Annotated in this window: 23 protein-coding genes; 18 read left to right on the top strand and 5 right to left on the bottom strand. The window is 64.4% G+C overall.

Features of this window, described 5'->3' with window-relative positions; translation table 11 throughout:
- Positions 1-97: 97 nt before the first annotated feature.
- From FJ428_RS01150 to FJ428_RS01190, 9 genes are all read left to right on the top strand, one after another.
- Positions 98-1,294 (top strand): UxaA family hydrolase, encoded by a 1,197-nt coding sequence (locus FJ428_RS01150; RefSeq protein ID WP_140878780.1) that lies wholly within the window; start codon positions 98-100, stop codon positions 1,292-1,294.
- A gap of 35 nt (positions 1,295-1,329) precedes the next feature.
- Positions 1,330-2,100, top strand: a complete 771-nt coding sequence (locus FJ428_RS01155) for an ABC transporter permease (RefSeq protein WP_140878781.1) — start codon at positions 1,330-1,332, stop codon at positions 2,098-2,100.
- Positions 2,097-2,849: an ABC transporter permease gene (locus tag FJ428_RS01160; protein WP_140525090.1), complete on the top strand. Its 753-nt coding sequence runs from the start codon at positions 2,097-2,099 to the stop codon at positions 2,847-2,849. Before FJ428_RS01155 ends, FJ428_RS01160 begins: the two co-directional genes overlap by 4 nt.
- Entirely contained in the window at positions 2,846-3,652 is an 807-nt protein-coding gene (locus FJ428_RS01165) for an ABC transporter ATP-binding protein (protein WP_140514487.1), read from the top strand. Before FJ428_RS01160 ends, FJ428_RS01165 begins: the two co-directional genes overlap by 4 nt.
- A gap of 24 nt (positions 3,653-3,676) precedes the next feature.
- Positions 3,677-4,909, top strand: coding sequence for a PhnD/SsuA/transferrin family substrate-binding protein (locus tag FJ428_RS01170; RefSeq protein WP_140878782.1), 1,233 nt, complete (start codon positions 3,677-3,679; stop codon positions 4,907-4,909).
- Between the two features lie 52 nt (positions 4,910-4,961).
- A complete protein-coding gene (locus FJ428_RS01175; protein WP_140497574.1) occupies positions 4,962-5,861 on the top strand; it encodes an NAD(P)-dependent oxidoreductase in 900 nt (299 codons plus the stop codon).
- Positions 5,858-6,139 carry a UxaA family hydrolase gene (locus FJ428_RS01180; RefSeq protein WP_140497576.1) on the top strand — a complete coding sequence of 94 codons (282 nt, stop codon included), beginning with the start codon at positions 5,858-5,860 and terminating at the stop codon, positions 6,137-6,139. Before FJ428_RS01175 ends, FJ428_RS01180 begins: the two co-directional genes overlap by 4 nt.
- Positions 6,140-6,265: 126 nt before the next feature.
- On the top strand, positions 6,266-7,054 hold the full coding sequence (locus tag FJ428_RS01185) for a DeoR/GlpR family DNA-binding transcription regulator (RefSeq protein WP_140878783.1): 789 nt from the start codon (positions 6,266-6,268) through the stop codon (positions 7,052-7,054).
- 82 nt (positions 7,055-7,136) lie between these two features.
- Positions 7,137-9,614, top strand: a complete 2,478-nt coding sequence (locus FJ428_RS01190; protein WP_140655531.1) for an FAD-dependent oxidoreductase — start codon at positions 7,137-7,139, stop codon at positions 9,612-9,614.
- Here FJ428_RS01190 and FJ428_RS01195 read toward each other — a convergent pair.
- On the bottom strand, positions 9,611-10,480 hold the full coding sequence (locus FJ428_RS01195; protein WP_140497582.1) for a LysR substrate-binding domain-containing protein: 870 nt from the start codon (positions 10,478-10,480) through the stop codon (positions 9,611-9,613). The two genes, FJ428_RS01190 and FJ428_RS01195, sit on opposite strands and share 4 nt — an antisense overlap.
- 293 nt (positions 10,481-10,773) lie before the next feature.
- Here FJ428_RS01195 and FJ428_RS01200 point away from each other — a divergent pair, with 293 nt between their 5' ends.
- From FJ428_RS01200 to FJ428_RS01240, 9 genes are all read left to right on the top strand, one after another.
- The gene (locus FJ428_RS01200) at positions 10,774-11,973 is read left to right on the top strand and encodes a 2-aminoethylphosphonate--pyruvate transaminase (protein ID WP_140497584.1); all 1,200 of its coding nucleotides are present in this window, start codon (positions 10,774-10,776) and stop codon (positions 11,971-11,973) included.
- Between the two features lie 25 nt (positions 11,974-11,998).
- On the top strand, positions 11,999-13,255 hold the full coding sequence (gene phnA, locus FJ428_RS01205; RefSeq protein WP_140878784.1) for a phosphonoacetate hydrolase: 1,257 nt from the start codon (positions 11,999-12,001) through the stop codon (positions 13,253-13,255).
- 238 nt (positions 13,256-13,493) lie between these two features.
- Entirely contained in the window at positions 13,494-14,951 is a 1,458-nt protein-coding gene (gene phnY, locus FJ428_RS01210) for a phosphonoacetaldehyde dehydrogenase (RefSeq protein ID WP_140878785.1), read from the top strand.
- Between the two features lie 71 nt (positions 14,952-15,022).
- On the top strand, positions 15,023-16,381 hold the full coding sequence (locus tag FJ428_RS01215) for an aspartate aminotransferase family protein (protein ID WP_140564382.1): 1,359 nt from the start codon (positions 15,023-15,025) through the stop codon (positions 16,379-16,381).
- 2 nt (positions 16,382-16,383) lie between these two features.
- Entirely contained in the window at positions 16,384-17,394 is a 1,011-nt protein-coding gene (locus FJ428_RS01220) for an NAD(P)-dependent oxidoreductase (protein ID WP_140878786.1), read from the top strand.
- 255 nt (positions 17,395-17,649) lie between these two features.
- Entirely contained in the window at positions 17,650-18,678 is a 1,029-nt protein-coding gene (locus FJ428_RS01225; protein WP_140555604.1) for a 2-aminoethylphosphonate ABC transporter substrate-binding protein, read from the top strand.
- Positions 18,679-18,737: 59 nt separating this feature from the next.
- A complete protein-coding gene (locus tag FJ428_RS01230; protein WP_224519131.1) occupies positions 18,738-19,850 on the top strand; it encodes an ATP-binding cassette domain-containing protein in 1,113 nt (370 codons plus the stop codon).
- Positions 19,843-20,700, top strand: coding sequence for a 2-aminoethylphosphonate ABC transporter permease subunit (locus FJ428_RS01235; RefSeq protein WP_140878788.1), 858 nt, complete (start codon positions 19,843-19,845; stop codon positions 20,698-20,700). Before FJ428_RS01230 ends, FJ428_RS01235 begins: the two co-directional genes overlap by 8 nt.
- A gap of 2 nt (positions 20,701-20,702) precedes the next feature.
- Positions 20,703-21,500: an ABC transporter permease subunit gene (locus FJ428_RS01240; protein ID WP_140514512.1), complete on the top strand. Its 798-nt coding sequence runs from the start codon at positions 20,703-20,705 to the stop codon at positions 21,498-21,500.
- A 7-nt stretch (positions 21,501-21,507) separates the two neighbouring features.
- Here FJ428_RS01240 and FJ428_RS01245 read toward each other — a convergent pair whose 3' ends face one another.
- Genes FJ428_RS01245 through FJ428_RS01260 form a run of 4 tightly spaced genes read right to left on the bottom strand, consistent with a single transcriptional unit; the run spans position 21,508 to position 24,484 of the window.
- The gene (locus tag FJ428_RS01245) at positions 21,508-21,954 is read right to left on the bottom strand and encodes a MaoC/PaaZ C-terminal domain-containing protein (protein WP_140663294.1); all 447 of its coding nucleotides are present in this window, start codon (positions 21,952-21,954) and stop codon (positions 21,508-21,510) included.
- Positions 21,955-21,962: 8 nt separating this feature from the next.
- The gene (locus FJ428_RS01250; protein ID WP_140878789.1) at positions 21,963-23,039 is read right to left on the bottom strand and encodes a Gfo/Idh/MocA family oxidoreductase; all 1,077 of its coding nucleotides are present in this window, start codon (positions 23,037-23,039) and stop codon (positions 21,963-21,965) included.
- Positions 23,032-23,361: an L-rhamnose mutarotase gene (locus tag FJ428_RS01255; protein WP_140497605.1), complete on the bottom strand. Its 330-nt coding sequence runs from the start codon at positions 23,359-23,361 to the stop codon at positions 23,032-23,034. The genes FJ428_RS01250 and FJ428_RS01255 overlap by 8 nt, the downstream gene beginning before the upstream one ends.
- A gap of 10 nt (positions 23,362-23,371) precedes the next feature.
- Entirely contained in the window at positions 23,372-24,484 is a 1,113-nt protein-coding gene (locus FJ428_RS01260) for a mandelate racemase/muconate lactonizing enzyme family protein (RefSeq protein ID WP_140663292.1), read from the bottom strand.
- Between the last annotated feature and the right edge of the window lie 3 nt (positions 24,485-24,487).

The following is a 24,487-nucleotide window of genomic DNA, read 5'->3' on the forward strand; positions in this document are numbered from 1 at the left end:
GATCGAAAGAAGTCAATTTTGCCCTTGCCAAGGCGACATTTGATCAAATATTGAGATTTGAAGAGATTGCCACGCTCGCGACGGTTTGGAAACGCCAATGCCACTGCCTGCCTCCGGTGCCGACAAAATCGACGGCCTGCCGCCATTCAGTGGCTACAGGCGGGTCGATGGCCGCGCCGGAATCCGCAATTATGTGCTGATCCTGTGCATCAATGGTTTGGCGCTGCGTGTCAGCGAGCGAATCGCGGCGGGTCTCGAAGGCGCGCTTCTGGCCGCGACGAGCGCGGGCAGGGGGCACATCGAGCCGGACCTCGGCCTGCACCTTGATCAACTTGTCGGTCTCGGCCGCAATCCGAACGCCGCCGCCGTTCTGGTGGTCGGAGTGGATTCGGCGACGACCGAGATGGTCGCGGCCCGCATTTCGGCTTGCGGCAAGCCGGTCGCCAGCGTTTCCTTCGCCGAGCAGCATGAGGACATGCTGTCGGTCATGGGCGAGGGCATCAGGCGCGGCGCGGCGTTGCTGCGCGAGGCTTCGCGGATCCGGCGCGAGAACTTGCCCGGCGCGCAGCTGGTGGTCGGCATCGAATGCGGCCATTCCGACGCGACGTCGGGTCTGGTCAGCAATCCGGTCGTGGGGGCCGCGGTCGATCTTCTGGTTTCGCATGGCGGCACCGTCATTGTCGGTGAGACCGTCGAGTGGCTGGGGGCAGAACATATACTCGCGGCGCGCGCTCGCGATGCAACGGTGGCACGACAGATCCTGCAGGCCGTGGAGCGCAAGGAAGGCTTCGCCGCCGCTTCCGGCCACAGCCTGACCGGCAACAATCCGGGCGAGGAGAATATACGCGGCGGGTTGAGCACGATCGAGGAGAAGTCCCTCGGTGCCCTGGCCAAGACGGGAACTTGCCGCATCGACGGCGTGCTCGGCATGGCCGAGCCGGTCACCGCCGGCGGCCTTTACCTCATGGACGGCCCGTCCTTCTCGCCGGAATCGATGACAGGCTTCGCCGCGGCCGGTGCCCAGATCATGCTGTTCACAACCGGGCCAGGCAACAGCACCGCGAGCGCGCTCGCGCCGACGATCAAGATCACGGCGCGGCGCGAGACGGCTCGCCGGCTGCCTGAGCAGATCGATTTCGACGCCAGCCCGGTTTCGGAGGGGATCGAAACCGTCGCCGAAGCGGCGAACCGGCTGCTGGCGACCATCCTCGATGTCGCCGGCGGCACCCTCACCTTCGGCGAGATTTTGGGGGAAGGGCTCGAAGTTCCGACCCGCGTGCGGGGCTCGTTGTGACGGCTATCTCCTCGAACGATGCCGGCCAAAGGACAATGCGCTTTGCGCGCCTGACCAGCCTGTTCGTGTATTTGCGCACGATGGGCCTGTTCGTCCTTGCCTGGTATGTCGGCTCGTTCTTCGTGCCTTCGAAGCTGCTCTTGCCGTCGCCGGTCGCGGTTGCGCTTGCGCTGCGCGATACGGCCCTCAACGGCGAACTGCTCGGCAATGCAGGGATCAGTCTGGCCCGTCTGCTGGTAAGCGTCGCGGCTGCCGCGGCGGTGGCGGTGCCGCTCGGGCTGCTGATGGGCCGCAGCCGGCTCTGGAACGATCTGCTCGAACTGCCGGTGGAGATCCTGCGGCCGATAGCCGGCATCGCATGGATACCGCCTGCGCTATACATGTTCGGCATCGGCCATCGGCTGCCGCTGTTCATCATGTTCTATACCGCCTTCTTCCCGCTGCTGATCGGCACCGCCGCGGGCGCCGCCGCCGTCGACAGGCGGCTCGTCGCGGCGGCCAGCACGATGGGCCTGTCTGGGCGGGCGATCATGCGGCGCGTCATCGTTCCGGCGGCGCTGCCGGCGATCCTGGTCTCGGCACGGCTTGCGGTGGCGGCCTCGTGGACCGCCGTCGTCGCTGCCGAACTGGTAGGAGCGCCGAACGGCCTCGGCTACGCCATCGAATACTACCGCAGCATGCTGTCGACGCCGACGGTGATGGCTTTCATCGTCGCCATCGGCCTGCTCGGCTTCCTGACGGACAAGGGGTTGCGCTGGCTCTCTGATGTCTTGACTCCGTGGGCGCGGACGGAGGTGGCGCGATGAACAGGTTTGCGCTTCGCCTCATCGTTCCCGTGCTGCTGCTGGTCGTCTGGGAAGCTCTCGCCTCCGGCTCCGCCCAGGCGCCACGCCCCAGCACGGTGGCCGAAACGGCCATTTCCATGCTGCGCGACGGCGATCTGGCGGCCGGTCTCGCCACCAGCCTCGGACGGGTCTTCGCCGGCTTCGCGGCGGCGGCCCTGTTGGCGATCCCGCTTGGCATCGCCATGGGCAGCATGCCGGCCGTCGAGCGCAATCTCGATCCGCTGGTCGAGACCTTCCGGCCGATAGCGGCACTTGCCATCCTGCCCCTGGTTATCCTCTGGTTGGGCTCGGGCTCCGGGGCAGCTGTCGCCATCGTTGCCTATGCCGCCTTCTTCCCGATCCTGATCAACACCATCTCGGGCGTGAAGCGTATCGAGCCCAGTCTGATGCGCGCCGCGCTGACCATGGGGCTGGCGCCGCTGACGCGGATGCGGGTGGTGCTGCTGCCGGCCGCCTTGCCATCCATTCTGGTCGGCATGCGCATCGGCCTCGGCATCGCCTGGACGGCAATCATTGCCGCCGAGCTCGCGGTCGGCGCCAAGTCCGGCAGCAGCGGCGGCATCGGCCAGATGATGTTCGTCTTCTACGCCTACTCGATCAATCTCAACGGCATGGTGGTCTGCATGATCGCGGTCGGCATCGTGGCCTTCGCGCTCGACCGCATCCTGCGTGCCGCACTCGCCTTCGCCGTGCCGTGGAGCCAGCCATGAGCGATGCCAAGATACGCCTCGACGGCGTCAGCAAGTCCTTCGGGGAATCTGCCTCAGTGGTGGCGGTCGACAGCCTGTCGCTGGACATCAAGGCCGGCGAGTTCATGGCCATCGTCGGCCCGTCCGGTTGCGGCAAGACGACCGTTCTCAACATGCTCGCCGGCCTCGACAGGCCAACGTCGGGCACGATGAGCCTGAACGGCAGGCCGATCGAAGGACCGGGGGCCGAACGCGGCGTGATGTTCCAGGACTATGCCCTGTTTCCCTGGCGCACCGTGCGCGGCAATGTCGAGTTCGGATTGATCTATGGGCCGGCCGGGGCGAGGCTTTCGCCCGCGCAGCGTGCCGACCGCGTCAGCCGTACCGTCGAAATGGTCGGCCTGACCGGCTCCGAGGACAAGTACCCGCACCAGCTATCGGGCGGCATGCGCCAGCGCGTGGCACTGGCGCGCCTGATGGCGAACGAGCCGGAAATCCTGCTGATGGACGAACCGCTAGCGGCGCTGGACGCGCAGACCCGCGTCATCCTGCAAGACGAATTGCTGCGCATCTGGGGGCAGGACCGCCCCGCTGCCGAGCGGCGGACGGTCGTCTTCATCACGCACGCCATAGACGAGGCGGTGTTCCTGGCCGACCGGGTCGCGGTGCTAAGCAGCCATCCGGGCCGCCTGAAGCAGGTCATCGACATCGACCTGCCCAGGCCACGCGGCGACGAGACGCGGCGCTCCGGCGATTTCGCCAGGCTCAGCCAATCGATCTGGGAACTGATCCGCGAAGAGGCTTACCGCGCAACGATGAACTGAAACGACAACAGGGAGAGGATTGTCATGAGGAAACTTATGGAAACCGCATTCAACCGACGCGCAGTCCTGAGTGGCGCCGCGGCCGCCGCGCTGGCCATGCCATCGATCGTGCGGGCGCAGGACCGCAAGCCGGCCAAGGTCTCCATCGGCCGTCAGCCTTACGCGGCCGGCAACTCGCCGCTGACGCAACGCATGATCAACGAAAAGCTGCTGGAGAAGGCGGCCGCCGAACTCGGCTACGACCTGACGGTCGACTGGCGCGACTATCCCTCCGCGCTGCCGATGGTGGAAGCTTTCGTCTCCGGCGATCTCGACATCGGCATGTGGGGCAACACGCCGATCGTGCGGCTGCTTTCGCAGGCGCAGCCGATCAACATCCTCACCGTCGGCGAGGGCCACATGCGCATGGTGCTGGCGACCCGCAAGGGCTCCGCTATCAAGAACATCGGCGACCTCAAGGGCAAGACTGTCGGCGCGCTTGTCGGCGGCGACCCCTACAACGCGCTCTCGCAAATGCTACTGCAGGAACTGGGCGACGCCGACCCGCGCGCCTTCGGCATCAACATCGTCAACACGCCGACCCAGGCCGTTGCCGCGTCCCTCCCGGAGGGCATGGACGCGTCGGTGGCGATCTACCCGGCCTTCCTCAAGGCGAATGCCGAAACCGGCCTCACCGGGATCATGAATTCGTTCGGCTATACCGAGGCCGGCTACAGCGGACCCGCGGGCGAGGGCGAAGGCCACATGCTGCCCGGCGTCAAGAAGTCGAAATTCTACCCCGACGGCTACTATTTGCACCGTTCCTTCTGGATCTGCAGCGACCGCATCGTCGGCGACGATGCCGCGCTCGGCCAGGCCTTCCTGACGGCCGCGCAACGTGCGCTTGCCGATCTCCAGAAGATCGACGCGCGGGAGATCTCGCAGTCGGTAGTCAAATATTGGGGGCTCGATCCTGCGCTGGGCGCCAAGGTCATCGGCGACGAGGTGCTTTTCCAGCGCGGCTGGATCTGGCCGACCGAAGGCGATGCGGCGGCGATCAGCCAGATCTCCCAGTTCATGGTTGCCGGCAAGATGATTCCTGAGGCGCTGAGCTGGGACCAGGTCAAGGCCGCCTTCGGCAAGGCGGCGCCGCTGCTTCAGAAAGCCTATGAGGGCACGGGCAAGGTGCCGGACGAAAGCGGCTTCACCGACAAGAATGCCAAGGATCTGCGTGGCCTGCCGGCATGGCAGCTCGACCAGTGGAAAGTGCCGTCCTGAGGAGTTCGGGCGGCACGCGCATTCAGAGTAATTCAGGGAAGGAAGTTGATCCATGACGTCAGTCGGTTTTGTCGGGCTTGGAACCATGGGCGCACCCATGGCCCGCAACGTGCTCAAGGCGGGACACGCGCTGACGGTCTTCGACCTCAATCCCGTGGCGGTGAAAAAACTCGTCGAGGCCGGCGCTCGGGCGGCGGCGTCGCCGCGCGAGGTTGCACAGCAATCGGAAATCGTCATCACCATGCTGCCGGATGCGCCTGATGTGGAGGCCGCCGTGCTCGGTGCCGACGGCATCGGTCATGGCCTCAGGGCCGGCAGCCTCTATATCGACATGAGCACGATCGACCCGCAGACCACCCAGCGTATCGGCGCATGGCTGGCGCAACGCGGCGTCGACATGATCGACAGCCCTGTTGGCAAGACGGTGGAGCACGCCATCGCCGGAACCTCGACGCTGATGATCGGCGGCGATGCCGCCGTGCTGGAGCGCGCGCGCCCGATCCTGTCGAGCATGGGGGCCGACCTCATCCATTGCGGCGGGCTCGGCATGGGGCAGGCAATGAAGCTCACCAACAACCTGCTGGCCAGCGTGCTGATAACGGCCAGCTCCGAGGCGCTGGTCGCCGGCGCCAAGGCGGGCCTGACGCTCGACACCATGATCAACGTGCTGAAGACGACGATGGCCTGGAACCAGCAATTGGCGGTGGCGATGCACAATCGCGCGCTCAAGGGCGACTTCGAGCCAGGCTTCATGGTCAAGCTCGCCCACAAGGATTGCCGGCTTGCCCTGGCGATGAATGATGCGCTCGGCGTCGAGACGCCGGTCGGGGGCGCCACGCTTGCCGTGCTCAGGGAGGCGATGGACGCCGGCATGGCCGGCAAGGATGTTGGCGCCGTGCTGAAGTTGCGCGAAGACGCGACCGGCGTCCAGGTCCGGCTTGCCGGCGCATGACCAAGCCTGGAGCCATAGTGCTGCACGCTGACGACGACGTGGCTGTCCTCGTGGAACCGGTCGAGGCAGGCGCCGAAGTGACGACGCGAGGCGCCCGCGAGGGGGTTGTCCTCAAGGCCGGCGCCGCGTTGCAAGCCGGTCACAAGCTGGCGTTGCACGACCTCGCCGCCGGCTCCACCATACGCAAATACGGCGAGGCGATCGGCCGCCTGACGGCTGCCGTGGCGGCCGGCGACCACGTCCACGTGCACAATCTGCAAAGCCTGCGCGGACGCTGACGCCGGGTCAGCACCCGAACAGGCCAGACCTTATCGATCGACCATGGCCACGCCGTCCTCGCGGTTGCCTCCCGGGCGGTTCACTGCCACATATCGCAACATCATTCGTTCGATATGAGGCCCTCCATGTCCCCCGACAGCCGTCTGCCGGCACGTGCCCTTGCTCCCCGCCGTCATGACGAGATCCTGAGGCGCCTGGGTGCCCAGGGCTCGGTCAGCGTCGCCGAACTGGCCGGCTTTTTCGACGTCTCGCGCGAGACCATCCGCCGCGACCTGAAGCTGCTTTCTGACCAGGGACGGCTCGGCATCGTGCATGGCGGCGCCGCTCGCTTCGAGCCGAGCGAGCCGGCAATGGGCCTGCGCAGCCGGGAGAATGCGCACGGCAAGGCGGCGATCGGCAGGGCGGCGGCCGGCCTTGTCAGCAGCGGTATGGTGGTCTTCCTCGATTCCGGCACCACCACATTGGCCGTCGCGCATGCCATGAACGACCTGCGCGATCTCACTATCTGCACGACCAGCCTGAAGATTGCACTGCATCTGTGCCATGTCCCCGGCATGCGTGTGCACATACTGGGTGGTGAAGTCGACCCAGGCGAGGAGGCCGCTTCCGGCATCGATGCGCTCGATGCAATGGCGCGCTTTCGCGTCGACATCGCCTTTCTCGGCGGCGGCGCGTTGTCGCCGAATGGCGAGGTGACCGATTTCACCAGGGCCGGTGCCGAGCAGCGCGGCCGCATGATCGCGCTCGCCGGCAAAACCTATTTCGTCCTCGACAGCAGCAAGTTCGGCAAGCTGACGCCGCTCAGGATTCCGAATTTCGACCGCGCCGCCGGCGTTGTCGTCGACGCTCGGCCGCAGCCTGCGCTTGCCGACGCCCTTTTGCAAAAAGGGCCGGAGCTGATCGTCGCATCTTGATGTGATATTTTGTGACTTTTTGACTTGATATTTGGCTTTCCTGTGTTAGCTTGTCGGCCACCCTCAAGATGGCGGAACGCTCATGGCACATGAATTTCCAACGCAGGCACGCGTCGTGATCGTCGGCGGCGGCATCATCGGCTGCTCCGTCGCTTATCACCTGACGAAGCTTGGCTGGGCCGACGTCGTCCTGCTCGAACAGGGGCAGCTCAGCGGCGGCACCACCTGGCATGCCGCGGGCCTGGTCGGGCAATTGCGCAGCCATTCCAACATGACCAGCCTGATCAGATACTCCACTCAACTCTATGGCGAACTGGAGGCCGAGACCGGTCTCGCGACCGGCTGGAAGAATTGCGGCTCGCTGTCGGTGGCGCGCACCGCTGACCGCATGACGGTGCTGAAGCGCACGGCTGCCTCGGCGCGTGCGCAAGGAGTTGAGATCGACGTCATCTCGCCGAGCGAAGCCGGCGATCTGTGGCCGGTCATGGCGACGGACGATCTGGTCGGCGCGGTCTGGCTGCCTGGCGACGGCAAGGCCAATCCGACCGATCTCACGCAATCGCTCGCCAAGGGCGCGCGCAATCGCGGCGCGAGGATATTCGAGCGGGTCAAGGTCACCGGCATCACGGTGAGAAACGGCGTCGCCTGCGGTGTCGAGACCGACCGTGGCGACATCGTCGCCGAGATCGTCGTTAACTGCGCCGGCCAGTGGGCGCGTAAGGTCGGGCTGATGTGCGGTGTTTCGGTGCCGCTGCATTCGGCCGAGCACATGTACATCGTCACGGGCCGGATCGAGGGTGTGCATCCGGACCTGCCCGTCATGCGCGATCCGGACGGCTTCATCTATTTCAAGGAAGAGGTCGGCGGGCTGGTCATGGGCGGCTTCGAACCGCATGCCAAGCCGTGGGGCATGAACGGCATCCCCGAGAATTTCGAGTTCGCGCTGCTGCCGGACGATTGGGATCAGTTCGAGATTCTGATGGAAAACGCGCTGGTGCGCGTGCCGCAACTGGCGCAAGCCGAGGTCAAGAAGTTCTACAACGGTCCCGAAAGCTTTACGCCCGACAACAATTTTCTCCTCGGCGAGGCGCCGGAGCTGAAGAATTTCTATGTTGGCGCCGGCTTTAACTCGATGGGCATCGCCAGCGCCGGCGGTGCCGGCAAGGCGCTGGCCGAGTGGATCGTCAACGGCGCGCCGACCATGGATTTGTGGCCTGTCGATATCAGGCGCTTCGCCGCCTTCAACAACAATCCGCGCTGGCTGCATGATCGCGTCAAGGAGACGCTCGGTTTGCATTACGCCATGCCGTGGCCGAACCGCGAGCTGGACACCGCCCGACCCTTCCGCCGCTCGCCGCTCTACGACCGGCTGGCCGCCAGGGGCGCCTGCTTCGGTTCCAAGATGGGCTGGGAGCGCGCCAACTGGTTCGCGGCCCCGGGAGAGAGGGCCGGGAACGATTATGCCTTCGGCCGCCAGAACTGGCATGAGGCAGTCAAGCGCGAAATGAAGGCGACGCGCGAGGCTGTTGCCGTATTCGACCAGACCTCTTTCGCCAAGCTTCTCGTGCAGGGCCGCGACGCCTGTGCCCTGCTCAACCGCATCTGCGCCGGCAATGTCGATGTACCGGTCGGTACATCCGTTTACACGGGCGTGCTCAACGCGCGCGGCGGGTACGAAAGCGATCTCACCGTAATGCGACTTGGTGCGCAAAAATTCCTCATCGTCACCGGTTCGGCGCAAGCGGTCCACGACGCCGACTGGATCGCCAGGAACATCCCACCGGACGCACATGCCATCGTGACCGACGTCACCTCGTCCTACGCGGTGCTGGCGCTGATGGGGCCGCGCTCGCGCGATCTCTTGGGCAAATTGTCGTCGGCCGATCTTTCCAACGCCGGCTTCCCCTTCGCCACCATCCGCGAGATCGATATCGGCTACGCTACCGCCTACGCCAACCGCATGACCTATGTCGGCGAGCTCGGCTGGGAGCTGATCGTGCCGACGGAATTCGCCGTCGGCGTCTACGAGGCGCTGCACGAGGCTGGCGGCGAATTCGGCCTCCTGGACGCCGGCTACTACGCGCTTGATGGCTTGCGCATCGAAAAGGGTTTTCGCGCCTGGGGCCGTGAGTTGACGCCTGACATTAGCCCCTGGCAGGCGGGGCTTGGCTTCGCCGTCGCCATGGACAAACCGGGTGGCTTCATCGGCCGTGACGCGCTGGTCGAGGCCAAGCCGTCGACGGCGCCAGCAAAACGCATCGTACTGTTCACGCTCGACCATGCCGAGCCGATGCTGTGGGGCGGCGAGCTGATCCTGCGCGACGGCAAGCCCGTCGGCGAGGTCCGCTCGGCCGCCTACGGTCACACGCTTGGCCGCTCGGTGGCGCTCGGGCTGATCGAGAACGAGACGGGCGTCGACGCTGCGTTTCTGGCTAGCGGCCGTTTCGAGATCGATCTTGCCGGCGTTCGCCACGCGGCCACGGCACATTTGCGCACCCCTTACGATCCGAAGTCGGAACGGGTGAAAGCGGATGTGGAGGAGATCAGGGCCGCCGCCTAATCCGCCGACATCGAACGCGCCATGTCGAGGAAGGCGCGCACCAGCTTGCCGCCGCTGCGTTCGCGCAGGCAGATCAGCGCTTCGTCCATCAACGTCTCAGGCGCGTCGAGCGCGATCGCTACCAGCCGCGAATCCTGGCCGAATTCGGCCGCCGAGACAAAGCCGATGCCGGCACCCGAGGCGACGATCTCGCGGACGGCTTCACGGCCTTCGGCCTCGATCACCGGCCTGAGTTCGACCTTCGATGCCGCGGCCAGATCCTCGAGCTTCTGGCGCGTCTTGGAGCCGCGCTCCCGCATGACCAGCGATTCCTGCGCGAGTTGCTTGAGGCTCAATGATTTCTTGCCCGACAGCGGATGATCGACCGACGCAAAAGCGATGATCGGCGTCGAATTGAGTTTCAGCACCTCGAAGTCCCGTCCGGTCGGCACCTCGCCCAGCACGCCGATGTCGGCATCATAGCTGTAGAGGCTGCTGATTACCGTCTCGGTGTTGCCGGCGCGTAGCGAAACCTGGACGCCGGGATAGCGCGCGCGAAAACTGCCGAGGATGTGAAGCAGATGATGCGCGGCGTCGGCGACGATGCGCAGCGTGCCGGAGCGCAGGGCGCGCGATTCCGTCAGAAGCTCGAGCGCCTGCTGCTCGGTATCGAACATGCGGTGGGTTATTTCGAGCAGCTTCTGGCCCGAATGGGTCAGCGTGACCTGCTTCTTGTTCCGGTTGAACAGCAGCACGTCATATTCTTCCTCGAGCTTGCGCACCTGGTCCGAAATTGCCGGCTGCGTCAGGAACAGCGCTTCCGCGGCACGTGAAAACCCGCCTGATATCGCCACCTGGTGAAAGGCTCGCAATTGAACGTAGCGCATGTTCTCAGCTTTCTAGATCCGAGTTCCGGCCGCCAACCTATCATAAGCCTCGCAGGCAAAAAGGCATGAAGGAACGATTCTTCTTATATCTGGGGATGATCGCCCACGGTCACGCACGTGTCATGGATACCACGCAGGCTGCGCTCGGCTGGAGGCGCGATTATCCCGCCGGGCAATAATTCGACTGCAAGCCAGATCATCGGGTGAGCTTATACATCAATACAAAATAACGATTTTACAAATACGTCGTTCCAGCCAAGAATGGCCTCACATAAAAAGCAGCGGAGGACACTATGCTCGCCGAGACGAAATTTGCCGCGGAGCCGTTGGCCGGTCCGGCGCTGGGCGAGCCATACCTGCTGACGCCGGGGCCGCTCACCACCTCCTATCCGGTCAAGCAGGCGATGCTGCGCGACTGGGGATCCTGGGACGGCGATTTCCGCGCCATGACGTCAGACATGCGCCGCCGCCTGCTGGCGCTGACCGGCGATGCGAAAGGCGAATTCGACTGTGTGCCGATGCAAGGCAGCGGCTCCTTCTGCGTCGAGGCGATGCTGGGTTCGTTCGTGCCGAAGGACGGCAAGGTTCTGGTCCTGGCCAATGGCGCCTACGGCCTGCGCGCGGCCCAGACCATGCAGTATCTCGGCCGCGCCTATACGCTGATCGACAAGGGCGACTACCTGCCGCCGCGCGGCGACGAGGTGGCCGCCGCCCTCGAGGCCGATCCTGCCATCACGCATGTGATCGCCATCCATTGCGAGACCAGTTCCGGCATCCTCAACCCCGTCGCCGAGATTGCCGAGGCCGTCCATGCCAAGGGCCGCAAGCTGCTGGTCGATTCCATGAGCGCCTTCGGCGCCATCGCGCTCGACGTGAACGAGATTCGCTACGAGGCGATGGTCTCGTCCGCCAACAAGTGCATCGAGGGCGTGCCGGGCTTCGGCTTCATCATCGCCCGCAAGAGCGAATTGGAAGCCGCCAAGGGCCGCAGCCATTCGCTGTCGCTCGACGTCCATGCGCAGTGGGCGCATATGAACAAGACCGGGCAGTGGCGCTACACGCCGCCGACCCATGTCGTCGCCGCCTTCCTTGAAGCGCTTCGCCAGCACGAGGCCGAGGGCGGCGTTGCCGGCCGCGGCGCCCGCTACACCAGAAACCGCGACGTGATGGTGGCCGGCATGCGCGAGCTCGGCTTCGAGACTTTGCTCAGGGATCGCTGGCTGTCGCCGATCATCGTCACCTTCTTCAACCCGGCCCACGCCAACTTCGCCTTCGACCGCTTCTACGAGCTGATGAAGGACAAGGGCTTCATCATCTATCCGGGCAAGCTGACCGTCGTCGATAGCTTCCGTATCGGCTGCATCGGCCAGATGGACGAACATGTCATGCGTCGCGTCGTAGAGGCGGCGGCGCAGTCGCTGAAGGAGATGGACGTCGACACCGCCGCTCCTCCCGCGGCGGCAATCGCCGAGCGCGCCAAACTCGCCGCCTGAAGCGGCAGAATTTTTGAGGATTTCGATGAACCAGATGTCTCCCATCAACGTCGCGGTCAACGGCCGCACCTACGCCTGGCCACGTGTCCCGGCCATCGCCATCTGCCTCGACGGCTGCGAGCCGGCCTATCTTGAAGAAGCCATCAAGGCCGGGCTGATGCCGGCGCTGGTCAGGATCAAGCAGAAAGGCACGGTGCGTTTTGCGCATTCTGTCATTCCGAGCTTCACCAACCCCAACAATCTGTCGATAGCCACAGGCCGCCCGCCGTCGGTGCACGGCATTTGCGGCAACTACCTCTACGAGCGCGAAACCGGCAAGGAAGTGATGATGAACGACCCGCGCTTTCTGCGCGCGCCGACCATCTTCCAGGCCTTCTACGATGCCGGCGCCAAGGTCGCGGTGGTCACCGCCAAGGACAAATTGCGTGCGCTGCTCGGCAAGGGTCTCGCCTTCGACGACGGCCGCGCGCTGTGCTTCTCGGCCGAAAAATCCGACACCACCACCAAGGCCGAGCACGGCATCAACAATGCCTCGAAGCATTTTGGACTGCCGGTACCGGAAGTCTATTCGGCCGAACTGTCGGAATTCGTCTTCGCCGCCGGCGTCCAGCTGCTGAAGGAATTCCGCCCCGACATCATGTATCTGACCACCACCGACTATGTGCAGCACAAATACGCGCCCGGCGTGCCCCAGGCCAACGCCTTCTACGAGATGTTCGACAAGTACCTGGCCGAGCTTGATGCGCTGGGCGCGGCAATCGTGGTGACCGCCGACCATGGCATGAAGCCCAAGCACAAGCAGGATGGTTCGCCTGACGTCGTCTATGTCCAGGACCTGCTCGACGAATGGCTGGGCAAGGATGCCGCGCGCGTCATTCTGCCGATCACAGATCCCTATGTCGTGCATCACGGCGCGCTCGGCTCGTTCGCCACCGCCTACCTTCCTGACGGCGCCGATCAGGCCGACATCATGGCGCGGCTGGCGAAGATCGACGGCATCATGCTGGTTGTCGACAGCCCGACCGCCTGCGAGCGTTTCGAACTGCCGGCCGACCGCATCGGCGACATCGTGCTGATCTCGACGCAGAACAAGACGATCGGCACCTCGGAACACCGCCACGACCTGGCAGCCCTCAACGAGCCGCTGCGCTCGCATGGAGGGCTGACCGAGCAGGAGGTGCCGTTCATCGTCAACCGCGTGCTGGCCGATTTGCCTGATGAGCCCGTGCTGAGGAACTTCGACGCGTTCTACTACGCGACGATGGCGGCCGCGCAGGCTTGATATCGAGCGTGATTGTCGACCCCCACTCCGCCGAGCTTCGCTCGGCACCTCTCCCCCGATCGACGGGGGAGAGGAAAGGCGCCAGGGCTAGCGGCGGCTTAGCCCGGAAACGTGGTGGCGCCGACCTCACCTGATTTCCTCTCCCCCGTCGATCGGGGGAGAGGTGGCCCGAAGGGCCGGAGTGGGGGTCGACAATCCGTTGCACCACTTTCTCCTTCGAATTGCTGGAACGGAACCGATGACCAAGCTCGATACTTCGATCAAAGTCCGCCACGAACCGATGCGCATAGCTGGTCGCAAGGTCGACGCCGACGGCGTCGTTCCTGTCCACTACCCCTATACCAATGCGGTTATCGGCACCGTGCCCGCCGGCCGCGCCGAGCATGCCCGCCAGGCCTTCGAGATCGCAGCCGGCTACAGGTCGAAGCTGACGCGCTACGAGCGCCAGCAGATCCTGTTCCGCACGGCGGAAAAACTGGCGTCGCGCCGGGAAGAAATATCTGATCTCATTACGCTCGAGCTCGGCATCTCCAAGACGGATTCGCTCTATGAGGTCGGCCGCGCCTATGACGTGTTCACATTGTCGGCGCAGATGTGCATCCAGGATGACGGCCAGATCTTCTCCTGCGATCTCACCCCGCACGGCAAAGCGCGCAAGATCTTCACCACGCGCGAGCCGCTGAAGGCGATCTCGGCGATCACCCCGTTCAACCATCCGCTCAACATGGTCTCGCACAAGGTGGCGCCGGCGATCGCCACCAACAATTGCGTGGTGGTCAAGCCGACCGAACTGACGCCGATGACGGCGCTGCTTTTGGCCGACATCCTCTACGAAGCCGGCCTGCCGCCGGAAATGCTCTCGGTGGTGACCGGCTGGCCGGCCGACATCGGCAACGAGATGATCACCAACGACAATATCGACCTGATCACCTTTACCGGCGGCGTGCCGGTCGGCAAGATGATCGCCCGCACCGCCGGCTACAAGCGCCAGGTGCTGGAGCTCGGCGGCAACGATCCGCTAATCGTCCTCAACGATCTCTCGGACGACGATCTGGCCAGGGCCGCGGATCTCGCCGTCGCCGGCGCCACGAAGAACTCCGGCCAGCGCTGCACGGCGGTCAAGCGCATCCTTGTCCAGGAAAGCGTCGCCGACCGCTTCGTGTCGCTGGTGCTGGAGCGGGCCAGAAAGATCCGCTTCGGCGACCCGATGGACCGTACGACCGATCTCGGCACCGTCGTGCACGAGAAGGCGGCGGCACTCTTCGAAGCTCGTGTCCACATGGCCGCCGGGCAGGGCGCCGAAATCCTCTACAATCCGGGCCGGCAAGGCGCGCTGCTGCCGCCGATCGTCGTCGATCGCGTGCCGCACACATCCGAACTGGTGATGGAAGAGACGTTTGGGCCGATCATCCCGATCGTGCGCGCACCGGACGATGACGAGGCGCTGATCAGGCTGTCCAACTCGACCGCCTTCGGCTTGTCCTCGGGCGTCTGCACCAACTCGTTCCCCCGCATACAGAAATACATTGCCGGCCTTCAGGTCGGCACCGTCAACATCTGGGAAGTGCCGGGCTACCGCATCGAAATGTCGCCCTTCGGCGGGATCAAGGACAGTGGCAATGGCTACAAGGAAGGCGTCATCGAGGCGATGAAGAGCTACACCAATGTGAAGACGTTTTCGCTGCCCTGGTCCTGACTGGACCACTCGGCTGACAGAACAACAGAGGGAGCGTTCCACGCTCCCTCATTCGCGTTTCGGAGAGGGTAATGGTCGCGATCAAAGAGCTTGTCCATACCGAGGGTGATTCCAACACCACGGCGGCCCGCAGCCGCTGGGATTCCGGCCAGGATGATCCGCGCATCCGCGGGCTGCTTGACCGCGACGCTTCGGCCTTCATGCACCAGAGCCTGTCCAGCCCCTGTCTTTCGACGATTGCCAAGGCCGAAGGCATCTGGATCGAGGACACCGCCGGCCGCCGTTTCATGGATTTCCACGGCAACAGCGTGCACCATCTCGGCTATGGCCATCCGAAGCTGGTCGCCGCGATCAAGAAACAGCTCGACGATCTCTGTTTTGCGCCGCGCCGCTTCACCTGCGAACCCGCTGTCGAACTGGCCGAGAAATTGGCCGAGCTGGCGCCCGGCGATCTCGGCAAGGTGCTGTTCACGACAGGCGGTTCCGACGCCATCGAGGTGGCGCTGAAGATCGCGCGCGCCGCGACCGGTCGCTTCAAGACGGTTTCGTTCTGGGATGCCTTTCATGGCGCCGGCTTCGGTGCCGCAAGCGTCGGCGGCGAAGCGACCTTCCGTTCCCATATCGCCGGCCCGATGATGACCGGCACCGAACATGTCGCGCCTTGGGACGGCTACCGCTGTCCTTACGGCCACGGCACCCTGGAAGCCTCCGGGCTCGCCTGCGCCAACATGATCGCTTATGTGCTCGGTCGCGAACAGGATGTGGCCGCGGTCGTCGCCGAGCCGATGCGGGCCACGCCCAACCCGCCCCCGCCCGGTTTCTGGAATCGGGTGCGCGAGGCCTGCGACCGGCACGGCACGCTGCTGATCTTCGACGAGATACCGACCGGCCTTGGCAAGACCGGAAAATTCTTCGCCCATGAGCATGACGGCGTGACGCCGGACATCGTCGTTCTCGGCAAGTCGCTCGGCGGCGGCATCCTGCCGATCGCCGCTGTCATCGCCCGCCGCGATCTCGACGTCACCGGCGGTTTTGCCATCGGTCACTACACCCACGAGAAGAACCCGGTGACGACGCGCGCGGCGCTGACGACGATCGATATCATCCTGGAAGAAGGACTGGTCGAGCGTGCGGCCGAGCTTGGCCGGCATATGCTGGGACGCATGCAGGATCTGATGGGGCGCTCGCCCCATGTCGGCGATGTCAGGGGCAGGGGGCTGATGGTCGGCGTCGAACTTGTCGAGGACCGTACCTCGCGCCAGCCCGCGCGCGATCTTGCCGAACGCGTCTTCTATGCCTGCCTCGAACGGGGGCTGAGCTTCAAGGTCAGCCACGGCAACGTGCTGACGCTGTCACCGCCGCTGGTGATTTCGAAAGCCGATCTCGACCGTGCGCTCGACATCGTCGAACGCGCTGTGCTGACAGCCTGACCGTGAAGGCCGTCCGCACCGACCGCGAGCTCGAATGTCCAGGCATCGATGCCGGCTTGCGGGCAAGGGGTGTCGAGCTGGTGACGCTGCCGGACGGCATTTCCGAGGCGGAGCTCAAAGCCGCGGTCGCCGACGCCGATCTGCTCTTGATGTGCTACACGCCAGTCACTGCGGAGGTGATCGACGCGGCGCCTAGGTTGAAGGGCATCGTCAAATATGGCGTCGGTATCGACGCCATCGATATCCCCGCTGCCATGAGGCGCGGTATCCCCGTCGTCAACGTGCCCGAATATGCCGAGGAAACCGTCGCCGAAGGTGCTTTCGCCATGATGGTCGCGCTGGCCAAGCGGCTGCCCGCCATCACCGCGGCGGTATCGCGCGATGGCTGGATCTGGCCCGAGCCGCGCTGGCTGGGACGCGACATTTCAGGCGCCACGCTTGGGATCGTTGGTTGTGGCAAAATCGGCCGCAGCATGGCGCGCATGGCCGGCCACGGATTTCATGCGCGGCTTCTTGGCTTCGATCCTGGTGTCGACGCCGAAACGATGCGCGCCGCCGGCATCGAAAAAGCCGACGACCTCCAGGCAATGCTTCGCGCCTGCGACTTCGTCTCAATCCATTGCGTGCTGAACGACAGCACGCGCGGCCTGATCGGCAAGGCTGAACTCGCCTGTCTCAAACCTTCCGCCATCATCGTCAACGTCTCGCGCGGCGCGCTCATCGACGAGGCGGCCCTTGTCGAGGCGATCGTTTCCGGGCGCATCGGCGGCGCCGGGCTCGACGTCTATTCGGTCGAGCCGCTGGCCAAATCGGGCCATCCGATGGGCGCGCTTTTCGGCCGCGAGGACGTCATACTGTTCCCGCACCTCACCTTCTTTACGCATGAGGCGATGCGCCGGCTCGAGGACGACACGCTCGCGCGCTGCTTTGAGATTCTCGACGGCCGGCCGGTGACCGTGCGCTCGTCCGACCCGCGGTTGCGGGCGCAGACTTCTGGCGTTTCATTCGTCTGATCATCACCTGCTCGAACGCTTCGACGGCCTGCCCTGAGCAGGCCGAAATATGTCACGACATGACTGCGACGGTTCCATGACAACTATCAGATGAAGTTTGCCTGTCATAAAATAAATAGATTTTACTTATCGATCTCCAATCCCCAGAGTTGCCCTTAACGACGACGCTGCCGGCACCCATCGAAGCAGAAGCAGCCGGCGCGGTCGCCACAGTGCATCGCAGAATGTGCCATCAATCAAAAAGGGGAACTGGACATGAAATCACGCAACGCAACCATGGTCGCGGCTTTCGCCGCGTTGCTGGCGTCGGCTGCCCTCGTCGGACCGGCGATGGCAGATGGCGTCGTCACCATCTACTCCGCCGATGGCCTGCATGACGGCAACGGCAGCTGGTTCGAAACCGAGTTCGCCGCCTTCACCAAGGCCACCGGCATCAAGGTGCAGTATATCGAGGCTGGTTCGGGCGGTGTCGTCGAGCGTGTCGCCAAGGAGAAGTCGAACCCGCAAGCGGACGTGCTGGTGACATTGCCGCCCTTCGTGCAGCGCGCCGCCGCCGGCGGCCTGCTGCAGGATTACAAGCCCGAAGGGGCGGACCAGATCGACGGCGGCACCGACAAATACCGGCCGCTGGTCAACAACTACATGAACTTCATCTACAACAGCGCCGTGCTTTCGGAAGCGCCGAAGAGCTACGACGACCTGCTGGACCCGAAATTCAAGGGCAAGATCCAATACTCGACGCCCGGCCAGGCCGGCGACGGCACCGCTGTCATGCTGCAGATCATCCATGCCTTCGGCGGCGAGGATGCAGGTTTCGAGTTCATGAAGAAATTGCAGGACAACAATGTCGGCCCCTCCGCTTCGACCGGCAAGCTGACGGCGCTGGTCAACAAGGGCGAGCTGCATGTCGCCAACGGCGATTTGCAGATGAACATGTCGCAAATGGCCGACAATCCCAACATCAAGGTGTTCTGGCCGGCGGGGCCTGACGGCGTGCGCTCCACCTTTGCGCTGCCCTATGAGATCGGCCTGGTAACCGGCGCGCCCAATGCCGACAACGGCAAGAAGCTGATCGACTTCCTGCTCTCAAAGGAAGCTCAGTCGAAGGTCAGTTCCGTGGCTCTTGGCCTGCCGGCCCGCAAGGATGTGACGCCGAACGACGCCAATTTCGCGAAGGCGCAAGAGGCGATGAAGGGCCTGACCATCTGGTCGCCGAACTGGGATGACGCTCTGGCCAAGCTGCCCGACTACGTCAAGCGGTGGAACGAAGCGACCGGAAGTTGATCCCTGCCAATCCGGAGGACCATGCCATGTCGGCCGCCGCTTTTACTGGGACCAGTGTCATGGACATCGACGCCGCGAAGGTTCGCGGCGCCGGCTCCAACGTCCATTTCGACAAGGTCGTTGTCGCCTATGGCGCGCATGTCGTTCTGCATCCGCTGACCCTGGATATTGCTCCCGGCGAGATACTGGCGATGATCGGCCCGTCCGGCTCCGGCAAGACCACCGCCTTGCGGGCGGTGGCCGGCTTCGTGCGGCCGAGAAGCGGACGAATCCGCATTGGCGCGACGGATGTGACCGATCTGCCGCCTTATGAGCGTGGGCTCGGCATGGTGGTCCAGAACTACGCGCTGTTTCCGCATATGCGGGTCGAGGACAACGTCGCCTTCGGCCTCAGGGCTCAGGGCGCCGACAAGGCGCTGATCGCCGAGCGGGTCAAGGATGCGCTCGGCACCGTCGGCATGGCTGCCTATGCAGCACGTTATCCGCGCGAGCTTTCCGGCGGCCAGCAGCAGCGTGTCGCGATTGCGCGCGCTCTTGCCGTGCGGCCCCGCGTGCTGCTGCTTGACGAGCCGCTTTCGGCGCTGGACGCACAGATCCGCCGCAATATGGTCGAGGAGATCGCCAGGCTGCACCGCAGCCTGCCGGGCCTGACGATCCTCTATGTCACTCACGACCAGACAGAGGCGCTCACCCTCGCCGACAAGATCGCCATCATGCGCGACGGCTCGGTCTGTTCGCATGGACCGACGACCGAGCTCTACCGCCGCCCGCCCAACCGCTTCACCGCCGAGTTCCTCGGCCGCGCCAATCTCCTGCCGGTCACCATTGCCGAGGCTGCCGGCTCCAAGGGTTTTGCCGCGGCAAGGCATGGCGACGCGGTGCTGATGGGCACCGGCCGTGACGAGAAGGCCGGCGACAGGAGCCTGCTTTGTATCAGGCCCCAGCACCTCAGCCTGACGGCCGATGGCGACCATACCAATCGCATTGTCGGCACGCTCCTGGAGGTGCACTGGCAAGGCGAACTCACCCATCTCGTGCTCGATGTCGACGGCACGACGGTGCGCGTCTCGGCGACGAGACTGCCGATGGCCCTGCCGGAACCCGGCGCCAAGGTGCCGCTGTTCTTCGCGCCCACCGACACCTCGCTCGTTCCGGAAGACGCCGGTGTCTGAGGCTGTCGCTATCGCCTCGCCAGCGGTCAGGAGAGAGCCTGGCAGATTCTGGATCGTGCCGCCGGCCGCACTCCTGGCCCTGCTGTTCTTCTATCCGCTGGCGCTCATCGCCCGGCAGGCCTTCCTGGACGACAGCGGCGTTGCCAATGTCGCCGAAGTGATCCGCGTCCTGCATTCGCGCTTCTTCCTCAACGCGCTGATCAACACGGTGACGATTTCGATTACCGCGACTGCCGGGTGCCTGATCGTCGGTCTCGTGCTGGCACTGATCCTGGCCTTCGTTCCGTTCCCCGGCAGCGGCTTCATCGCCAGGCTGATCGACACCTTCATCGCATTGCCGACCTTCCTGGTGACGCTCGCCTTCACTTTCCTCTACGGTTCGGCAGGCATGCTCAACGCGGGACTGATGGAGGCCTTTTCACTGCCGTCGCCGCCAGTCGATTTCCTCTATTCCACCTGGGGCGTGGTGCTGGCCGAGGTCACTGTCTACACGCCGTTCATCCTGCGGCCGCTGCTTGCCGCCTTCTCGCTGGTGGACCGCGGCCAGATCGAAGCGGCAAGCGTGCTCGGCGCGCGGTCGTTCCGCATCGTGCGCCAAATCATCCTGCCGGCTGCCATCCCGGCGCTCATTGCCGGCGGGAGCCTCTGCCTGCTTCTCACCGTCAACGAGTTCGGCATCGTGTTGTTCATCGGCGCCAAAGGGGTCATCACGCTGCCGCTGCTGATCTATGGCAAGGCGATCCAGGAATCGGCCTATCAGGTCGCCTGCATCATCGCCCTGATCAACATCGCGCTGTCGCTCGGCCTGTTCGGGCTTTATCGTTTCGCAGCCGGCCGGCTGGGGGTCTAGCCATGCTGGTCTGGTCCCGCTCCGGTCGCCTCGTTCTGTGGCTTCTCTTCGCGCTGATCTTCGGTGTGCTGTTCCTGGCGCCGCTTGCGGTCATCCTCTTGTCCAGCCTTGCCGGCCAGTGGAACGGGGTGCTGCCGAGCAGCCTGACGACGGAACACTACAGCGACGTCCTGCATGGCGCGGCCGGCGATGCGGTCAAGGCGAGCCTTCTCACCGGTTTTGCAGCCAGCGCGCTGGCGCTGGTCAGCGGCACCTGGGCGGCGCTGTCGCTGCGGGTCCAGGGGCACGCGCTGCGGCGCCTGCTCGGCCTGTTGTTCTTCATCCCCAGCGCCGTGCCTTCGGTCTCCGTCGGCCTTGGCCTGCTGGTCGCCTTCAGCCATCCGCCGCTGCTGCTCAACGGTACGATCGCGATCGTCATGATCGCGCATTTCGTGCTGATATCGGCCTTCACCTTCGGCAATGTGTCGGCCGGACTGGCGCGGCTCTCGCCCGACTTCGAGCAGGTGGCATCGAGCCTCGGCGCGCGGCCGGCCTACCGCCTCTGGCACGTCACCTTGCCTCTGCTCGCACCCTATCTGGTCGCAGCGTTCGGGCTCAGCTTCGCACTGTCGATGGGTGAACTCGGCGCCACCGTGATGGTCTATCCGCCGGGTTGGGTGACGCTGCCGGTGTCGATCTTCAGCCTCACCGACCGAGGCGACATCTTTGCGGGAGCAGCGCTCACCATGATCCTGGTGGTGGCGACCCTGGCGCTGCTGCTCGGTTTGGAGCGCATCACCGCCCGCGCCACCGGATCGTAGCGCTGCCTCAGCCGGGTTTGCGTTCGACGATGTAGATGTGATCCGCGGCCAACACAACTTCGTCGCGCTGGTTGATCACCTCGCAGCGTTCGATCACCCGGCCCGCGGCCGGCCGCTTCGGATCGTCCTGCTTGGCCGCGATAGTGGTGCGCGTGCGGATCGTGTCGCCGATGAACACCGGCTTGGTAAAACGCAGCCGATCATAGCCATAGGAGAAGGCAACGGGATTGACGACGCTTGCCGTCAGTCCGATGCCGACCGAGAACACCAGCGTGCCGTGCGCGATGCGCTGGCCGAACGGCGTCGTCTTCATGAACTCGGCGTCCATGTGGTGTGGGAAGAAATCGCCGGTGTGTCCGGCATGGACGATGAAGTCGGTCTCGGTAATGGTCCGGCCGCTGGTCAGCCGCGAGGAGCCGATCTCGTAGTCTTCGAAATAAATGGTCTGTTCCATGTCCTGCCTTACGGCTTTTCGGCCAGCGGCGTCGCCGGCGCCGCGCTCGATTTATAGGCGGCTTCCACCAGCGCCATCGTGTTCCAGGCGTCCTCGACCGAACTGACCAGCTCGTCGTCTTCTCCGTAAGCAAAGCGCTGGACATTGGCCATACGCCCGACAAAGGCATCGGGGAACCATTCGCCGGCGAGTGGCACGGCAATCCAATCCGTCCCGCCTTTCGGGTATATTTCCAGGACGTCCGGTTCGCCGCGGGGATAGTCGAGGTTGAGGCCGAGTTTGAGATAGGCCGCGCCCTCGGTGCCGCAGATGCGGAATTCGCAGGCCTGGTGCCGGCGCCCGAACTTGTGGTCATGGTTGATCGACAGCGCGCAGCGCACGGTGTCGCCATAGTCGAGGATGGCGCTGGTGCGCGTCTGTGCCACCGTATGGTTGGGATGGCCGAGCGTCTTGGCGTGCACCCCTCTTGGGTCGCCAAGCAATTGCCTGACGAGGTCCAGATAGTGGATCGAATGCATGGCGATCTCGACACGCGGCGCCTTGAGCAGGAATTCCCACAGTTCCCAAGGTGTGGCCAGCGCCAGCCAGGCGTCGAAGTCGACGACCTCGCCGAGCCATCCCTTGGCGATGGCATCCTTGAGCGCCAGCATCATCGGCGCGAAACGCAATTGGAAATTCACCGCAGCCTTGAGCTTCCTGGCGCGGCAGATTTCGAGGATTTCGGTTGCCTCGCCGAGATAGTTGCCCATCGGCTTCTGGATCAGTGCGACCGCCCCCTCGGGAAGCGCCTTCAGGATCTCGGCATGCCGACCGGGCGGTGTCGCGAGATCAAAGATCGCATCGTTGATTCCGGCGGCTTCTTCCACGGAGCGGAATGCGGTGACACCCCATTTCTCGGCCAACGTCCGCGCCTTGGCCTGGTCCGGATCATAGAGGCCGGCAACCGGAAACTCGGCCTTCCGGTAGGCGGGAAAATGGGCATCGCCGACAATCGAACCTGCGCCGAAGGTGACGATCGGCCGGGGCTTTGTAGGCTTAGGCCAGGACTGGATGAGTGAGGCAGGGTCGAAACCGCCTTCAGTCATGATGGAAGACCTCGTCCATCGAAGCCCACCATTCGCCCTCCTTGCGGGTCGCCAGCGGCTCCTGGCAAGGCATGCAGAGGGCCCACCATTCCTGTGTTTTCGGGTCTGCCGCCATCTTGGCCATGTCGGCGGCATAGTCGGTGCCGTGGTATTCGAAATAGGCAAACAGCAGGTTCTCCGGCCGCTTCAGGTAGATCGAATAGTTCTCGATGTTGCAAGCCGAGATCATGGTCAGCACGTCGGGCCAGACGGCGGCATGGAGGCGCACATACTCCTCGACCTTTTCCGGCTTCAGTCCCAGAACCATTCCCATCCGCTGCATGTTCGTTCCCCTATTTCGTGATCGCCGTGGTGAATTCGGCGATGCTCATGGCCTTGACCGCGTCCCAGTCCCAATCGATGCCGATGCCGGGCTCGTCGGGTGCCAGCGCCTGTCCATCCTCGATGCGCATGCGCTTGCCGGTCAACTGGTCAAGCTGCGGAATGTACTCGACATACCGGCCGTTCTGAACAGCGCAGGTGAGGCTGACATGCAATTCCATCAGGAAATGCGGACAGACCGGGATGTCGAAGGCCTCCGCCGCATGCGCCACCTTTAGCCAGGGCGTGATACCGCCAATGCGACCGACATCGACTTGCACGATCGAAGAGGCGCCTTTCTGCATGTATTCGCGGAAATGCCTGATGGAATAGAGCGACTCGCCGATGGCAATCGGCGTCTGCGTCGAATTCGACAGTCGCACATGGCCATCGATGTCGTCGGCCGGCAGCGGCTCCTCGATCCAGGCGAGATCGAGTTCACGCAGCCTCGCTGCGCGGCGGATCGCTTCGTCGACGGAGAATCCCTGATTGGCGTCGGTCATGATCTCGTAGCCGTCGCCCACCGCCTTGCGCACCGCCGCCAGCCGCGCCAGATCTTCCGATCCGTGCGGTTTGCCGATCTTCACCTTCGAGCCGCGAAAGCCCTTGGCCTTGGCGGCCAGCGCGTCATCCACCAGCGCCTGTGTCTCGATGTGCAGCCAGCCGCCCTCCGTCGTGTAGAGCGGGCAGCGGTCCTTGGCGCCGCCCGCCAGCTTCCACAGCGGCAGACCTTGCTTCTTCGCCCGCAGGTCCCAAAGCGCGGTGTCGATCGCCGCGATCGCGATGGCCGTGATCGCGCCGATCGTGGTGGCGTGCGTGGCGAATTCGAGATCGTGCCAGATCGCCTCGATCATGTCGGGGTCGCGGCCGATCAGGCGCGGCGCCAGATGGTCGGACAGGAGCCGCATCACGGACGAGCCGCCGGTGCCGATCGTATAGCTGTAGCCGGTGCCGACGGCGCCGTCGGAATCGGTGATAGTGACGAGAGGCGTTTCCTGGCTGACGAAACTCTGGATCGCGTCCGTGCGCTTGACCTTGGGCACAAGGTCCACCATCCGCAGTTCTATCTTTTCGATCGTGGCCATGTC

It is taken from the genome of Mesorhizobium sp. B2-8-1 (assembly GCF_006440955.1).
Classification (GTDB): Bacteria; Pseudomonadota; Alphaproteobacteria; order Rhizobiales; family Rhizobiaceae; genus Mesorhizobium.

Coding starts and splice junctions, on each gene's coding strand:
- FJ428_RS01150 (WP_140878780.1), top strand. CDS start 98: ATGCCACTGCCTGCCTCCGGTGCCGACAAAATCGACGGCCTGCCGCCA.
- FJ428_RS01155 (WP_140878781.1), top strand. CDS start 1,330: ATGCGCTTTGCGCGCCTGACCAGCCTGTTCGTGTATTTGCGCACGATG.
- FJ428_RS01160 (WP_140525090.1), top strand. CDS start 2,097: ATGAACAGGTTTGCGCTTCGCCTCATCGTTCCCGTGCTGCTGCTGGTC.
- FJ428_RS01165 (WP_140514487.1), top strand. CDS start 2,846: ATGAGCGATGCCAAGATACGCCTCGACGGCGTCAGCAAGTCCTTCGGG.
- FJ428_RS01170 (WP_140878782.1), top strand. CDS start 3,677: ATGAGGAAACTTATGGAAACCGCATTCAACCGACGCGCAGTCCTGAGT.
- FJ428_RS01175 (WP_140497574.1), top strand. CDS start 4,962: ATGACGTCAGTCGGTTTTGTCGGGCTTGGAACCATGGGCGCACCCATG.
- FJ428_RS01180 (WP_140497576.1), top strand. CDS start 5,858: ATGACCAAGCCTGGAGCCATAGTGCTGCACGCTGACGACGACGTGGCT.
- FJ428_RS01185 (WP_140878783.1), top strand. CDS start 6,266: ATGTCCCCCGACAGCCGTCTGCCGGCACGTGCCCTTGCTCCCCGCCGT.
- FJ428_RS01190 (WP_140655531.1), top strand. CDS start 7,137: ATGGCACATGAATTTCCAACGCAGGCACGCGTCGTGATCGTCGGCGGC.
- FJ428_RS01195 (WP_140497582.1), bottom strand. CDS start 10,480: ATGCGCTACGTTCAATTGCGAGCCTTTCACCAGGTGGCGATATCAGGC.
- FJ428_RS01200 (WP_140497584.1), top strand. CDS start 10,774: ATGCTCGCCGAGACGAAATTTGCCGCGGAGCCGTTGGCCGGTCCGGCG.
- phnA (WP_140878784.1), top strand. CDS start 11,999: ATGAACCAGATGTCTCCCATCAACGTCGCGGTCAACGGCCGCACCTAC.
- phnY (WP_140878785.1), top strand. CDS start 13,494: ATGACCAAGCTCGATACTTCGATCAAAGTCCGCCACGAACCGATGCGC.
- FJ428_RS01215 (WP_140564382.1), top strand. CDS start 15,023: ATGGTCGCGATCAAAGAGCTTGTCCATACCGAGGGTGATTCCAACACC.
- FJ428_RS01225 (WP_140555604.1), top strand. CDS start 17,650: ATGAAATCACGCAACGCAACCATGGTCGCGGCTTTCGCCGCGTTGCTG.
- FJ428_RS01230 (WP_224519131.1), top strand. CDS start 18,738: ATGGACATCGACGCCGCGAAGGTTCGCGGCGCCGGCTCCAACGTCCAT.
- FJ428_RS01240 (WP_140514512.1), top strand. CDS start 20,703: ATGCTGGTCTGGTCCCGCTCCGGTCGCCTCGTTCTGTGGCTTCTCTTC.
- FJ428_RS01245 (WP_140663294.1), bottom strand. CDS start 21,954: ATGGAACAGACCATTTATTTCGAAGACTACGAGATCGGCTCCTCGCGG.
- FJ428_RS01250 (WP_140878789.1), bottom strand. CDS start 23,039: ATGACTGAAGGCGGTTTCGACCCTGCCTCACTCATCCAGTCCTGGCCT.
- FJ428_RS01255 (WP_140497605.1), bottom strand. CDS start 23,361: ATGCAGCGGATGGGAATGGTTCTGGGACTGAAGCCGGAAAAGGTCGAG.
- FJ428_RS01260 (WP_140663292.1), bottom strand. CDS start 24,484: ATGGCCACGATCGAAAAGATAGAACTGCGGATGGTGGACCTTGTGCCC.